This window comes from uncultured Algibacter sp., from assembly GCF_947490405.1.
Taxonomy (GTDB): Bacteria; Bacteroidota; Bacteroidia; order Flavobacteriales; family Flavobacteriaceae; genus Algibacter_B.
Map to the genome: position 1 here is coordinate 373,404 of NZ_CANLGU010000003.1, position 16,751 is coordinate 390,154.

The following is a 16,751-nucleotide window of genomic DNA, read 5'->3' on the forward strand; positions in this document are numbered from 1 at the left end:
AAATTATGAATTCCTATTTTTTACGTGGTGGGCGTGGATCGTACTGTATGGTCTGATTCATATACGCACCGTCTATATACAAGTCTGAACCATTAATATACGCTGCCATATCACTAGCAAGAAAAGCTACCGTATTGGCAACTTCGGTAACACTACCAACTCTACCGGACGGAATCCAATTGTTGAATTTTTCTCGACCAAATTTGTTGATTTCTTCTCTATTCATATTGGTTTCTATGGCACCCGGAGCTACCGAAACCACCCTTATATTGCTCTCTGCTAATTCTAAAGACAAACATTTAGAAAACATTTTTAATCCTGCCTTAGCAGAACAATAATGAATTAAGCCTTTTCTTGGTACAGCATCATGAATGGAGGATATATTTATAATGACACCCGATTTATTTAATTCCATTCTTCGCCCTGCTTCTTGAGCACACAAAAAAGGTCCTTTTAGATTGATATTTATTACTCTATCCCATTCATCTTCTTCTAAATCTAAAACATGCTCTACGCTCTCACTACCCGCATTATTTACTAAAATATCTAAACTGCCGAGTTCTTCATCTAGTTTGTTAAACATAGCTTTAACGTCACTAGATTTAGATACGTTTGCTCTACCAATAGCTACTTTTACATCAAAAGACTTTCTTATCTCTTTGGCAACAAGTTCTGCCTTTTCCTTATTACTATAATAATTTATAAAAACATTAGCACCACAGGCTGCTAGTTGTTTGCAAATTTCAGCTCCTATACCTTGACTTCCTCCCGTAACTAAAGCCGTTTTTCCTGTTAAATCAATATGTTTCATAGGCTTACGTTTACTTTTTTTCTAAACAATTAACTGAATTCATAAGAACTTCAACCTTTTCCTTTAATTCAATTTGTTTCTCTTCACTTAATTCAAAGAATTCAAAATCAGAAATGTGTGTATTCGATTTTTCTATGATTATCACTTCGCTCCCTTTTTCCATGGCTATATTATGCCACATATCTTGTGGAATGTTATAAACTTTATGCTGTTCCATAAGTTCCAGTTCAAAAACAGGCTCCCCTTCTTCAATTTTGGCTGCAATTAATACTGAGTTTCCTTTAGTTAAAACAAAAACCTCATCTGTTTGTAGATGAACATCCAATTTTTTTATATTGTTTATATGCTGTTCTTCTTGGTAGTTAAGCTGAGCTACTTGCCATCCATCTCTTATTAAAAATGGATGATACCCATCGCCTTCAATTTTATATGTTTCAATCATTTTATGATTTGTTACTAGACTTAATTTTTGAACGCCAATACTTCTCTATATCTTCTAAGGTTTTTCCTTTTGTTTCTGGAACAAATTTCCAGATAAACCAAATGGCTGGCATGGTTAAAAAGGCATATAGAAAGAAGGTTCCAGAGGCATTAATAGTTTCTATTAAAACAGGATTGGTAAGTGTTACTACAAAACCAGTGACCATTAATGAAAAACTTCCAATAGATACCGCTAAACCTCTTATTCTTGTTGGAAAAATCTCACTAATAATAACCCAAACAATAGGACCGAATGAGAATGCGAAACTTGCGACGTACATTAGTAACGGTATGATAACGTATTGTGAACCAATAGCGAACAATATACCAACACCAGATAATGAAATAAAAGCGCCTACAACTCCTATAAGTAGTAGTTTTTTTCTACCAAACTTTTCAATCTGAGAAATGGCTACAAACGTAAATGCACTATTAACAACACCTACTAAAACCGCACCTAAAAAAGCACTTTCTACACTTTTAACAGACTCGTTAATTATGTTTGGTGCGTAGTACATAATTGCCGCAATACCACTTAAATGCGCAAACATTGGAAGCAGAATGCCTATTAAAAGTGGAATTCTTAAAAACGGTTGAAATAATTCTTTAAAGCCTCCTGTTTCTTCTTTTTCCAAAGCCTCTATTTCTTTCATCTCCACTTGCGCTTCTTCTTTACCAAGTATCTTTTCCATTATCGCTAGCGCTTCAACTTTCCTTCCTTTGGTAATTAACCACCTAGGGGTTTCTGGTACTATAAAAAGCAAACACAAGAATAGTAATGCGATTGGTACTTCTGTTCCAAACATGCCTCGCCATAATTCATCTACAAATAACCAACTCCAAAATGAAGATGATTCACTGGAGATAATTCCTGCCGCATCGCCTGCATTGCTTAGTACAATCCAATCTACTAAAAAGGCCAAAAGGATTCCTAGAGTAATCGATAACTGATACATTGACACCATTTTACCTCTACTCTCGGGTTTAGATAGTTCTGAAATATAAATTGGTGCCACCACCGATGTTATACCTACACCGATACCACCAATTAACCTGACTACTATTAAGAAATTGAAAGATGTAGTAACGTCTGATGCAATCCAAAAGCTATGATCTAAATCTCCCAAAAATTGTGGTGGAAGCATAGAACCTAAGGCAGATACGGTTAAACAAAGTGCCGCTAAAATAAGCGCCTTTTTTCTGCCAAATTTATCCGTTATAGTGCCTGCGATAACACAGCCTAAAATGGTACCTAATAATGCAGATGATACTACCAAACCTAACATAGCCGCAGACAATTGAAAGTGCTGTTCTAAAAATGAATTGCACCCAGAAATAATCGCTGTATCGTATCCAAATAGAAATCCTCCAATGGTAGATACAAAACTGATTCCCAATAAATAGTTAGATTTTTTAGTACTCATACATGTTTGGTTTTAGTTTAGTTAATTTGAATTATAGATTACATAATTCCGAATTTATTATAAGCATCAACAGTACTCATACCTTCTTCTAAAGCTTTTTTAACTAACTGTTCGCCTCTAGCTTTTCCTATGGCACCCATAAATGCTTCTTCCTCAACAGCTTTAGGTACTATAATTACGCCATCTCTATCACCATATATAATATCACCAGGATTGATGCGCGTGCCCTCAATTTCTATGGGTACACGGTAATCTATGACTTTTCCTCTTGGACCTTGGTCTTGCGCATAACCACCATAAGAAAAGGTTGGGAAATTAAGACTTAACACCTCATTTGTATCTCTAGAGTATCCGTGAAGTACTGCACCGGCAGCTTTCAATTTTAAAGCTCTTGTACTCATTAATCCACCCCAAAGTGCGTATCTTGGAGATGAACCTGAACAGATGTAAACTTCATCTTCCTTTAAATCGTCTAAGGCTTCAAACATAATCCCGAAAGGCTTTTTCATGATGGGATTATTCGTGTTTTCTGCAGATTCTTCAAACACATCGGCTTCCAAAACAGGCATTGCTCTTCCTATTAAAACAAAGTCTGTGTTTAACGGTTTAATATTTGGTGGAAGAAATTGATGTTGGTATCCAAGCGTATCTAAAATATCGCCAACCAAGGCAACAAACAATTCTGATTTAGCTATAGTAAATAGCTCTTTATCATTTTTCCAAATTTTGCTAGTGGCACTCATATTTCTGATTTACAATTAGTTATTTAGTAGAAGTTTATAGGTTTCAATAGCGTTATTACCTAAATCAATTTTTATATGCTTACCATTTACATCAAGTGTTTTAACTTCTTCCTCAATTAGATTCGTTTTAATCACTTTTGAAGCTGCTTTAGGCAAAGTGATTGTTGGCTGACTATTTTTACCGTTAAGTTCTACCAATCTTAAAACAAGTGCATTATCATCTTCAGCTTTTTTAATGGTACTAACACGCACCATAGGTTCAGAAATATTGAAAAAGCTTTTACTAGACGGTAAAGTACCTGAGTTGTTTTTCTTGTCTTGTTTTACAACTTGTAATGGGTGGTTTGAACCATTTCCAAATTGATAAGAAATTTTATCATTGGCTTCATGAGATGTTATTGAAAACTCAAAATGATGATCTCCTGTTTGATGATACCAATTTCCTTCTCCATGACAACTTTTATGTGATGCCATAAGAATACCTTGAAGCACCGTATATTCTACCGATTCTCTTGTTGGATCTATCCAATCTGCCAAAGAAACATCCGTAGCTAAGGTTACTTCAAAACCATCTTTTTCTGAAGAAATAAAATTCATTACTTCTCTTGGATGAATCTCTACAGGTTTTTGATCGTAAGTTCCTCCCCATGCCCATCCGCGTGGTGCTTCTTTCATTTCTGACTTTCCAACTTCTGCAATTGCAAGAGGTACTTCATATTTAATTGTGGAATCCTCCATATCTAAAGGCAGCATGAATCTAAACTCACGGTTGTGGGTGCCATCCCAGTTTAAAATATCAACTGAAAAATCGATTTTTTTAATATGGTGATGCACTTTTACATATTGAACAATATCTGCATGTTTAAACTTAACCTTGTTTTTATACTCGGTATAAACTGCCCCATCACCTACTATTTCCCAATTTAATATATGTTGACTTGTTTTATTAAAACCGTCCATCTTAGGTTCTGTCATTTGGGTAAACTCCCCTGCACCATTACCATCATATTTCATAGTAATAACATCTCCACCTGCAAATCTTGTTGTTTTTACTACTTCCTTATTTAACTTCTTATCAAACAAATACGTTAGACCACCATCCCCTAATCGTAATGTGTAGAATTGATTACTTAATGCGTTAGGTGATACTGATTTTTTGACCTTAATAGATTTTTTTCCTTTTTTTAAGTAAAATGTAGCATATCCTAAAGATGGAATGTTCGGAGCCACAAACTCCAGTGTTCTTTTTCCGTCTCGTTTCGTTATTTGTGAAGCAACAGCTGTTCCGTTGGCATCAACAACGTAATAATTTGAATTATCCTTTAATTCTACAGCTGCGGTAGTGGTTCTTGCCCAAGAAAGGTCGTTATAAACAACAACGGCGTTGTTACGCTTGGTTTTTACATTTTTAGTGATAGATTGAAGTGATTTTTCAATTAATCTATCTGCTTCAGAAGCGGCAAATTCTAATTTAGAACGAAAAATACTATCGGTTATATGTCCGTTCTTTCCTCCCCAACCATGGTCTGGATAAATGGACTCTTCAAAGGCATTAGAAATTTCTTCTGTTGGATAATCATCAAATGATCCTTTCAAAACCGCATCTATTGAAGCAAAAATTTCTGCTGAAGGCAACAAACGTCCTGCTTTTCTTGAAGCAGTAATTGCCTTTGCATGTCCTGGTCCATGAATGTAAGACCATATATTTGGTCTTTCTCCAGAAATTGTTTCAAAAACGGCATCTGGTGTTTTTACTTCATTCATTAATGCGGTTACCGTAGAATGCCTTAGTATTGGCATTTTTACACCTGTTTTCTTTATAATAGCGTTCCATTCAGACACAATATTTCCATAATTTGCAGGTCCTGCTGCATCGTTACTAATTAATATTGCAAAATGAGGTGGCAGATTACGTTCTTTATAATAGTCGCCCCACATTTTTACTCTTGATTGCAATTTGTGCATCGCCTCAATGGCATCTTGTTCAAAAAGCTTATAAAACATAACCGCCCAACCATAATTTCCTGGGCTATATGTTGGTATTGATGAACCATCAGGTGAATACCAATTATAGAAGCCTTCTTTCATCCTAGAAACAAATAAGTTTTCTACTCCAGATTTTGCCAGTATTTGAGGGAACTGTAATGTTCTACCTGGAACATCTGTATTAAAAGCGGTAACCACATCGTTACCTTCAAAATTCTTTTTAAGCCAACGTCTTCCAAAATACATTTCGCGAATCAATTGTTCATCGGTTTGCATCCCTTCATAAGGTTGATTATAGGTTGCTCCCCACGTAAATCTTCCTTCTGTGGAACGTAACATGACCTCTTTTTTTCTACCTGGAAATTCTTCTATAAATTCTTTAAGGTTTAGCGTTTGTTCCATTCCAAAATGAAATCCTTTGTCGTCCTGCATCATATCTAAGGCAGGTGTAATAATATCGTGTATGCGCTCATGCCTACAATATGCTGGTGTATCCATCCATGCAATATCTTGGTGTGATGAAGAAATAACATGAAATGTTCCTTCTTTAAAATAGCCCCAATCTGTTGTAACTAAAGGTGTGAATAACTGCTTTGTTGAATTCTTTTTAGACTTGGCAACAAACGTTATATCTTCTGGCATACCAAAAACCGGCAACCAAAGCCATGCTTTACCTTCTTCTTGTTTTATATTAATAGTTTTTCCGTTTTCAAAAACTACTTTTTTAAACAATTGAATGTCTTCGATATCTAGACTGGCTTTAGCCAATAAATTGCCTGTAACCTCTTTATATTCGTAAGGTTCTACATAATTAATGTTTATAGCTTTTTGTCCAAACGCAAAACCACAAACTAACATCAGTATTAAAATTGAATGTTTTTTCATTATTACTTATTTTATTTTTTCTTTACTAAATCGGTTTAGTTATTGATCAAAAAAAGTATTGTTAGCCATTATAGTTGACCACAAGACCCTCTAATTTCAAGTTTAGTTTCCAATACTCTGGTTTCAGTTTTTTTAAGGGTTGTTCCATTTATCTTATTTAATAATATTTTTACTGCTGCACTCCCTATTTCATTAGTAGGTTGAATTACTGATGTAATTGGTGGCTCTACAATATCAAAAGCACTTAACTCATCAAAACTTACAATAGCCACGTCTTTTGGTACATTTATAGCTAACTTTTTAAGTACCCTTAAGCCTTGAGAAGCCAAATAATGTGTTGAAAACACAATGGCATCAACTGGATCTTTGGCTAATACTAAACCTACCAACGCGTTTTCTATTTCCTTAAAATACGATTCACGTTCAATTTCTACTATATAGGATTCTTCAGACTTTATGTTAAATTGAGTCAAGGCATCTTTATAACCTTGTAATCTTTGTGCAATGGGTTCTAAACCTGGTTTTAATGTTATTAATCCTATTCGTTTTCTTCCTAAATTAAGAAGATGCTCTGTAATTTTTTTTGTTCCTAAATAATTGTCTACCACAACATAATCTGTATCCTTATCTGGATAATACCTATCAAACAAAACAAAAGGAAATTTCTCTTTTTTTAAAAAATCGATTTCTTTTTGATTCTGCTGTGTAGATGCTATAATTAGTCCATCTACTTGTCTATTTAACATAGAGTGTATCAATTTTCCTTCCTTTTTTGGGTCTTCATAAGAACTACTAAAAAGTACCGTGTACCCTTGTTCTTGAGCTTCCCTTTCTATTATTCCAGCTACTTTAGAGTAAAATGTATCTGAAATATTTGGTATAATTAATCCAATAGTTTCACTCTTTCCTATACTTAATCCTCGTGCTAACTGATTTGGTACGTAATCATTTTTCTTAGCATAGTCTTTTATTCTTTTTTGGGTATCTGCACTAATTTTATTTTCATTACCCTTATTGTTAAGTACAAGCGATACTGTTGTTTTGGAAATGTTTAAATCATTAGCAATATCTTTTAAAGAATATTTTTTGCCACTCTTCATAACTAAACCGATTTAGTCGCTAAAATATAAAAAAGACTAGTTACTCCCAAGAACTTTATAATTTTTAATTTCTTCTATTCGTTTTAAAGTTTGTTTTGGTTTATAATGCATTCTTATTCGCCAAATTAATTCCTCTACATTTACTATTTTAAATACTTTATCTAATTTATTTATATTGAGTTTTGCTGCTCCTGCTCCAATAATTCCTCCTAATTGATTTTCATCTATAGCATTACTAGAGGCTCCTATATCTGTAAATCTACTCCATGCATGTATAGAAATTAGACTAAATGGATTTTCTGTTTTTTCTGAATTCAATTTTTTAGCAATGTGTGTTGGGTTTCCCTCGTATTGAGTATTAGTGTCTCCAAAATTCCAGATAGCATATTTTACACAAACTACAGGAATATGATACCCTTTAGTATTGGTAACCCACATAATGTTTCCTTCTCCTCCTGCATAAGGAGAATATTGAACTGCTACAATACCTTCTAACTTATCGTTTGCATTAACATAGGTTTGATATGCTTCCATAGCTGACTGAGAGCGAACATCTTTTGCCATTAATGCTAAAATTTTTGCATTACGCTGTTTCATGTGAGTAGCTATATTTTTAGCTATTCGATTTAAGTTTTTAGTTCTGTCTGCCTTTTTTCCGTATAAATCAGCATAATTGTAGCCTCCACCAAAAGTTTGTATAATAGACATTTCTGGGGCTTGTTTTTCTAGAAGTAATTGTAACATTTCAGGGGCCATCATAGATAAGTTATCTATAGGTAAACCAAAACCCATTTTTGTTGCTTTTGCATCTGGATGGGTATAATAATTATCTGAATAAAAACCATTAAACATCCATTGCACATTATCGCCATCAGACAAATAATAAGACACGTATTTTCTACCTTCTTCTTTAAAATTAATAGTACTAGGGTCTAGTACTTTTACACTTCCTTTTTGCCTGTTTTTGTAGTTTAATGATGCCAAACTTGTATTGTATACCCAGTCGGCAGGCATCATAATATGTCCGTATTCAGAAACCTTATCTACAAACAAATCTTCTGAAACATCTTGTTCCCAACCATAAATAGGCGCTCCTGGAACCAACCATTTTAAAATCTCTTCAAATAATGCTACATTTTGTCCAGATTTAGAATTATTGTATTCCTTATTCAAATTAATAGCAAATAAATTATTTTTTATTGCCAATTCTCTTAATTCTCCAGTTGCTACTGGCATTATTACCAACGCTTTATTACTACAATTATCTTTAAATTCTTTCCATGCATCTATAGTACTTTTTTTAGATGCATCATATGTCATTTTATAACCTGATTTTTCAAAAAAACCTCTATCTCTTACATCTACAATTATAGAATTATACACATGTGAAGCTACTGTAGCTACCATATTACTTTCTGGATTGTTTTCTACATCTGTTAAAACATAACCATCAAACAAGTTTTTTATACTAAGCTTTACTCCATTTTTATCTTGATACGATTTGGTTGCTAATTCAATTCCTGTTTGCATACCTTGCTCTTCTACCCCACTATTCTCTAGTGTTTCTTTTATTAAACGATAAGATTTTTTACCACTATAATCGTGTAACCATACTGCAATTTCGCTTTTTTCTTCATCTACAGCTCTATTCGTTAATCCAGCAATAGACTGACAAAGTAAATGGTACTGCAATCCTTTTGTTAGTTCTTTATGCCCTAACTCATTCTTATTTATTTTTGGCACTACTTCTGAACAACTCCAATACCGTTTTGGTTTTACCTTCATTTCTAAATGCCAATATTGTCCTTCGTCTTTAAAAGTCTCTTTGTTTTCTGCATAATAGTTAACCTGTTCTTTATGTTTCTTATTTCCTGTATCACAAGCTTGAAAAAAGACAATACACATAACTAAAATATGTAGTGTACTTATGTAGTTTCTTTTTAAAAACATTGTTTAGGTTTAAAACTTAATAATTGGATAAAATCGTTTTCGTTCTTAAAACTATTTCCAATAAATTTAAATACTTGACTTGCTAACTGAATGTCCGTACCAAGTAATATACAAGAAGCAAAGAAGTGGTAGTATAAAAGAAAAAGATACTTCAGAGACACCTAATATTTTTATATCTGCTACGCCATTACCACCTAAATCTATAATCATACCTTGTAGTTTAGGCATCAAAGCGCCTCCCACAATTGCCATTACTAAACCTGCAGATCCTACTTTAGATTGTTCTTCGGTTAAATCTTTTAGAGCGATGCCATAAATTGTTGGAAACATTAAAGACATACAAAAAGACACACCAACTAAAGCATATAAACCAATAATACCTTTTATGAAGATAGTTCCTAAAACAAAACACATCGCTAATATGGCAAATAACATAAGTAACTTACCAGAACCAATAAACCTTAACATGTAAGTACCAATAGCTCTACCAAAGGTGAATAGTATAAAAGCAGCCATTTGATAATATCCTGCTGTTACACTATCCATACCAATAGCTTCTGCATATTGATAAATATAAGTCCAACACATTATTTGTGCTCCTACATAAAATATTTGCGCTAAAACGCCCAAAACATACTTGTTATTCTTAGCTAAATTGGCAAATGTGTCTCCAATACTGGGCATAGCTCCTTCTGCTTTAGATTGTGGCATTTTAGCTACTAAAAACAAAATAAAAATCCCGACAAGAACAAGTCCTAGAATAACATAAGGGTTTCGAATAACTAGCAAGTCTGATGTTTTTATTAGAATTTTAGAGGCTTCATCTAAAGCACTAAAGTTTTCTACATCATCAGATTTTAAGTTTTTAAGCACAAATTGCTGTGCAACAAACAACCCTAGTATTAAACCTACAGGATTAAAAGCTTGTGCTAAATTTAATCGTTGTGTAGCTGTTTCTTTTGGTCCCATTGCCAGAGCATAAGGGTTCGCAGCGGTTTCTAAAAATGCCAACCCAAAAGTTAGTACATAAAGCCCTAAACAAAAAAACCAAAACTGCTCTGTTGTAGCAGCTGGATAAAATAATAAAGCACCTACAGCGTATAAACCTAAACCAATTAGAATTCCTGTTTTATAAGAATACTTTCTCATAAACATTGCTGCTGGTAAAGCCATACAGAAATAACCTCCATAAAATGCCATTTGAACCCATGCAGCTTGAGAATTAGATAGTTCTAACACCTTTTTGAATGCTTGTACCATGGGATCTGTTACAGCATTTGCAAATCCCCAAAGCGCAAATAATGAAGTAACCAGAATAAATGGTATTAACATGTTTTTGGGCACTATAGATGTCTTACTTTTATTCATAATTTGGATTATTGTTTTATTTTTAATATTCCTAATAACTACAAATATCAGAAGTACAATGCTTTTTTATACAGACATTTTAATCAAATTCATGGATTTATTAATACTTAAATAACTCTAATTCAAATAAGTAAGAAAAAAAATAAAACATACTTGTTTACTCTTACTTAATAAGCTTACTTGGTGCGTAACCAAACTGTTTTTTAAAAACTCTACTAAAATATAATGGGTCATTAAATCCAACCATATCTGAAACTTCAGATACATTATAGTTTTTGGTTTTTAAAAGTTCTGCTGATTTTTTTAAGCGGATGGTCCTTATAAATTCATTGGGAGATAAATCTGTAAGTTGTTTTATTTTTCTATATAGTTTAGAAGAGCTCATTGCCATTTCTTCAGAGATAAAACTTGGAGACAAATTAGGCTTATTTAAATTAGTTTCAATAACCTCTTTAATTTTAGATACCAAATCGATATCAATTTGAGAATGTGCCAAGGTCATAACATCACTTTCTGCAACTCCTGAAAATCGTTGTTTTAAATCAAAATGAATTTTTATAACATTGTCTATTCTCGATTTTAATAAGGTAGGGTCAAAAGGTTTTACTAAATAACCGTCTACTCCAATTTTATAACCTTTAATTCTATTTTCATTCTCTGCCAAGGCAGTAAGTAAAATTACTGCAACGTGACTTATATTTTCATCACTTTTTAAAGCTTCCACAAATTTAAAACCATCCATAATGGGCATCATAACATCTACCACACACAAAGCAGGTTTTATCTTTTTACATATTTCTAAACCTTCTTTTCCATTTTCTGCTTCATAAACTGTATAAAATTCAGATAAATAGCCTACTACATATTTTCGAAGTTCAGAGTTGTCTTCTATTATTAAAATTTTATGTTTAATATTTGTATTTAAACTTGAACTTGTATTACCTGTTTTACTTAAAGCTAAAGGTGCCTCAATTATGATTTCATTTGTCCCTTTCTGAATGTCTTCATTATCTAATTCTTGAATTTCATCTATTGTAAACGCATTTTTATAAACAGGTAATTCTATGGTAAAAACACTTCCTTTTTTTGTAGCACTTTCTACCTTTATAGCACCTTTATGAATTTCGACTAGAGCTTTAACTAAGGAAAGGCCTATACCTGTTCCAGTGGTACTTTTCATACTGTTTTTAGCTTGGTAAAATCTTGAAAATATTTTCTCCTGACTTTCAAGCGGAATACCAATACCGTCGTCACTAACTTCAATGATTAAGGATTTCTTTTTTTTGCCTCCAATACCAATAAATAAATCTACATTCCCATGATTGTTTGTAAACTTCATGGCGTTTGACAAGAGATTGTAAAGTATTTTATTCAACTTATCTATATCTACCCAACATATAATTGAATCATCCTCGGTATTAAAATTGAAGTTTATATCTTTAGATTGTGCTAGTTCTATAAAAGAATAAAAAATACTTTTAGTACTCTGTATAACATCAACTTCAGAAACTTTTAATTTTAATTCTCCTGTTTCTGCTCTTCTAAAATCAAGTATTTGATTTACCAATCTTAAAAGTCTGTTGGCATTTTGATGAATTAGTCCAATTTTATGTTTCGATTGATGCTCTTCATCTTGTGATTTTAACAATTGCTTTGCAGGACCTAAAATAAGCGTTAATGGTGTACGCAGCTCATGAGAAATGTTTGTAAAAAAACGTAACTTTTCGTTATTCAATTTCTCATCTCGTTCTCTTTTAACCTTTTCAAGCAAAAGTTCTTGCTTTAATTTAATACGATATTTTATTTGTTTTCTTAAAAAATAAATTAAAATTGAAAGTACTATTAGTACCAAAATAAAAAACTGATATGTTAACCAAAAAGGAGAAGATATGGTTATTTTATATGTAGATACTTCGCTCCAATAACCATTATTATTTGAACCTTTTACCTTTAGAATATAATTCCCTGGATATAAATTTGTGTATTGAATAGTTCTTGCATTGCTTGGAGTAATATTCCAAGTATCATCAAAACCTTCTAGTTTATATTCATATGTATTTAAACGTTCATTGGCATAAGACGGTATTGTAAACTTTATTGAAAAATTGCGATTTCGATATTTTAATTCAACTGAATTATTATAATTTAAATCTTTATTAAGAACTATTTGATCATCAATTTCAATGCCTGGTAATACTTCTTTATTTTGTATTTTAAATTCTGTTATTAAAGGTTGAGGGGCATTTGTATTTTCCTTTATATCAATGGGAGAAAAATAGATAATATTCTTATCTCCACCTATATAAATTCTAGTATTATCATATTGTAAAAAACCACGTTTATTAATAAGATTAGAACGCACACCGTTATTAATATGAAATGATCTGTATTCGTTTTTTTCAGGAACATATTTTACAATTTTATTGTAGTTCATGTTTAGCCATAAACAACCGTGAACATCAGTAGTCATGTCTGTTATCCAACTATTTTTTAATTCAACAGGGTCTTCTTTTACAAAAAAATCATCTCTTGAAGTATCGTAGAAATTGAGCCCCTTTCTTGTTCCAGCCCATACTGTCCCCTTGCTGTCAATAATAATATCTTTTACTTTATTACTAGATAATCTTCTTTTATTTTCTTCAGATTTATAATGTCTTGTTTCTTTGTTAACGATATTATATTTAATAATACCTTCTTCTGTAGCCAGCCATAAAACATTTTCGCTATCTGGAACAATTTTATTGATGTCTTGCATGGCATTTAGTTCTGGATTAATTTTAGAAAACGTTTTTCTATTTAAATCGTATTCCATTAAACCTTCACCCACAGAGCCTATTAATAATCTTGTGTTAGATATCTTATAAAAGGTTGATATTGGGGATGATTTAAAACCAACATCTAATTCTTTGAGTTTGTTTGTTTTTATGTTATAGTTCAGAACTTTTCCATTCCATAATCCAATAAAAAAATCAACATTATTAGTTGTATAAATACTACTAATTTTTTTATATTTTTTTAGTATTTGGCTAAATCGATTTCCATCTTTAATGTATAATCCATTAGAGTGAGTTCCTGCTAAAACTTTATTATTATATGTTTTTGCAAAGCAACTTATAACCGGAATGTTACCACTAGTAGTAAAATTTGCTTTTATGGTTTTAAATTGATTTTCATAAGGATCTAACTTATCTAAACCGTTTTCAGTTCCTATCCATAATATTCCTGAATGATCAAAAAAAAGTGAAAGAATATAGTTATTTACTAAAGAGCTTGTGTTTCTAATATCTGGAACATAACGGCTAAATGTATTGTTTTTTATATCATCAATACTTTCACATTCTATAATACCATTAAGTGTTCCAAACCAGTATTTTCCGTCTGGTGCTATAGTGTAACATCTAAAATAATCTGCAGAATTATCTTTATGAATCAGGCTAAACTCATTATCATTATTATCAAATTGATATAATCCATCTTTTGTTCCTACGTATAAGTCATGTAATTTATCTTCTAAAATAAAATACGCATCCGAATCATTAATAAACGCTTCTTTTTTTGGAGATAGTTTATAATTTTTAAAATTAGATATATTATTATTTTCATCTATGGTAAGACTAAAAACACCTTTATTAAAAGTTGTAAACCATATTTTACCATCGCTAGTCTGATAAATTGACCTTATATTCTTAGCTCCATCTGCATTGACTTTATAAAAACGTTCTTCTTTTTTATTAAAATAACATATTCCATTTTGCATGGTACCCACCCAAAGTCTATCTGAGTTATCAATAAAAATAGACCTGATTTTATCTCCTACAATTGCATTCTTCTTTTTTTTATTGCTATGATACGTTTTAAATGTGTGTGTAGGAATATTGTATTTAGTTAAACCAAAGTCTGTTGCAATCCAAAGATTATCGTGCTTGTCTGCAACAATCTCTAAAATATCATCACTATTCAGAAAATTAGGATCATCAACTTTAACTTCAAAGGTTTTAAAATCGTAACCATCAAATCTGTTTACTCCTCCAAATGTACCAATCCACAAAAAGCCTTTACTATCTTGTACAATAGATCTTACTGAGTTATGAGACAGTCCATTTACTTCATTATAATGTTCAAAAACGAGTTCTTGAGCACTTGTTATGCAAGTACAAATAAAAATGAAAAATATAAACAGTCTATTCGTTTTCAAATTAGTGCTCGATATTTAGTTAACTATAATTTTGTGCTCCTCTAAATTTATCACAAAATTTTCAGATGGCTCACCATTTAAAAACTTTTTAAAGATGAAACAAAACTGATTGAAGTCTTTTTGTCTATTAGAAGGTGTTTTTAAATGCTGGAATTTATCCTGAAACAGTTCAATGATTTGTTTGTAATTATCTAATCTTTTTTCTCCAATATCACTAAAAGCAAGAGCATCGGCAGAACGTAAACAATACAAATCAAAAAGCATATCAAAACCTGTCCAAGTTTTAAATTCAGTATTATTTTTAGTATCCTCTGAAGCAAATTTTAGTAAATCCTCCTCTGTTGCCTCTACTAGAAAATCAGTAAAAGAAATATTCCAATCTTCTTCTAAAAATCGTAATCGTACCAATTCTTTTAAATGAAATTGGGTAAAATCTTTATAACTCTTAGCTTGTAAAATAGTAGAATTCCATACTGTTTTTGAATTACTCTCTTTCAAATATTCATACTCTTGTTTGTATAGCGGAAATAACTCCCTAAATCTAGGAACATTATCCACTACAATAGTTTCTATTTTAAATTCTTTGGCTGTTACTGTTGCTATTTTATACGCTGGAATATATGCTGCTAATGATGGAATTTGAACGTTTATCAAACTACCATTTTTAAAAGTTGCAACGCCCGTATCGTTAATATGCATGTGCCCGCCAAAATGGACCTTTACACCAGCATTTATAAAAGCTTTTGCTACAGCTTCTTTAGGTACTCTGTGCAATTGCATTTTAGTTTCTCCTAATAAATTTTGAATATGTTTTGAGGCACCATCGTTAAAATCTACAGTTGGATAATGACTAAAAACAATTAGTTTTTTATTTAATTTTTCTGCACGTTGTGTAACAGTTTTAATCCAATTTAACAAGTGTTTTTTATGGGTTAAAACATTATTATAACCAATACTTGCACTACCATAATTATTTGAATTTTTTGGCACATAAACATTCGCATCAATAGCTAAAAACCAAAGTCCATCCGTGGGTTCTACTAAATAACTTACATCTGGAATTTTGTTGCCAAAAGGCAGGATTTCATAATTTCTGTTCAATAAATCGGCCTGTTGTATTGCCTCATTAAATTGATAATTTGAATACGTATAATCTGAAAACGGTGTTTCCCAATACACATCTTTTTCCTTTGGAAAAAAGCCAAAATCCTTTAATTCGGAAAGTATTTCTTTATACCCCAACTTAGCAATATCTTTGGTAAAAATGGGGTTCAATTCTTGATTTTCTTCAGCTTTAAACGCTTTTTCGGAACTAAAAATAGGTTGTTGTTTTCCGCCTTCTCCAAGAAAATCGTATTTACCCGACTCTTGGTAAAACGGGCGCACAGGGTCATGATTACCTGTTGTAAGTATAAACTCAATATCATGCGCTTCTGAATACTTTTTTAATATTTGTTTTAGCCCTTTTATATTCAGCATTTGTCCGTCGTCACTAAAATCCCCTGGCAGCACCACGTATTTTATGTTACGAGACGCTACATCATCTAAAGCAGCTAAAAAAGCAAAATAGTTTTCGTTGAATAATCGCGTAGATTGCAATTGCGATTGCATGGTTCTTACCAAGGTATATTTGCCTGTTGCTGGATTTAAAACACCTTTATACTCATTATCTGAAAACGTTCCGTAAATATCTTGCAAATGCACATCTGCCATAAAAGCCACTTTAAAACTCTTATCTATTTTTCCTTGCTTCTCATTACAAGTAAACAATAGCAAACCAATAAAAATGACAGTAAGTCTTTTGAACAT

The 16,751-nt window shown here is 32.0% G+C and carries 10 protein-coding genes; all 10 read right to left on the bottom strand.

What is annotated here, in order from left to right; genetic code table 11:
- Window positions 1–13 precede the first annotated feature (13 nt).
- The 10 genes from Q0772_RS09475 to Q0772_RS09520 all read right to left on the bottom strand — a co-directional run bounded on the left by Q0772_RS09475 (window position 14) and on the right by Q0772_RS09520 (window position 16,751).
- On the bottom strand, window positions 14–811 hold the full coding sequence (locus Q0772_RS09475; protein ID WP_298343476.1) for a glucose 1-dehydrogenase: 798 nt from the start codon (window positions 809–811) through the stop codon (window positions 14–16).
- Between the two features lie 10 nt (window positions 812–821).
- Window positions 822–1,253 carry a hypothetical protein gene (locus Q0772_RS09480; RefSeq protein WP_298343478.1) on the bottom strand — a complete coding sequence of 144 codons (432 nt, stop codon included), beginning with the start codon at window positions 1,251–1,253 and terminating at the stop codon, window positions 822–824.
- 1 nt (window position 1,254) lies between these two features.
- Window positions 1,255–2,715 carry a sugar porter family MFS transporter gene (locus tag Q0772_RS09485; protein ID WP_298343482.1) on the bottom strand — a complete coding sequence of 487 codons (1,461 nt, stop codon included), beginning with the start codon at window positions 2,713–2,715 and terminating at the stop codon, window positions 1,255–1,257.
- Window positions 2,716–2,753: 38 nt separating this feature from the next.
- Window positions 2,754–3,458, bottom strand: a complete 705-nt coding sequence (locus Q0772_RS09490) for an RraA family protein (protein WP_298343485.1) — start codon at window positions 3,456–3,458, stop codon at window positions 2,754–2,756.
- A 15-nt stretch (window positions 3,459–3,473) separates the two neighbouring features.
- Window positions 3,474–6,329, bottom strand: coding sequence for a glycosyl hydrolase-related protein (locus tag Q0772_RS09495; protein WP_298343488.1), 2,856 nt, complete (start codon window positions 6,327–6,329; stop codon window positions 3,474–3,476).
- Window positions 6,330–6,397: 68 nt separating this feature from the next.
- A complete protein-coding gene (locus Q0772_RS09500) occupies window positions 6,398–7,429 on the bottom strand; it encodes a LacI family DNA-binding transcriptional regulator (protein ID WP_298343490.1) in 1,032 nt (343 codons plus the stop codon).
- Window positions 7,430–7,465: 36 nt separating this feature from the next.
- A complete protein-coding gene (locus tag Q0772_RS09505) occupies window positions 7,466–9,379 on the bottom strand; it encodes a GxGYxYP domain-containing protein (RefSeq protein WP_298343493.1) in 1,914 nt (637 codons plus the stop codon).
- Between the two features lie 66 nt (window positions 9,380–9,445).
- Window positions 9,446–10,747, bottom strand: coding sequence for an L-fucose:H+ symporter permease (gene fucP / locus Q0772_RS09510; protein ID WP_298343497.1), 1,302 nt, complete (start codon window positions 10,745–10,747; stop codon window positions 9,446–9,448).
- Between the two features lie 163 nt (window positions 10,748–10,910).
- Complete coding sequence (locus Q0772_RS09515; RefSeq protein WP_298343500.1) at window positions 10,911–14,942, bottom strand: two-component regulator propeller domain-containing protein; 4,032 nt, start codon at window positions 14,940–14,942, stop codon at window positions 10,911–10,913.
- A 15-nt stretch (window positions 14,943–14,957) separates the two neighbouring features.
- Window positions 14,958–16,751, bottom strand: a complete 1,794-nt coding sequence (locus tag Q0772_RS09520) for a metallophosphoesterase (protein ID WP_298343502.1) — start codon at window positions 16,749–16,751, stop codon at window positions 14,958–14,960.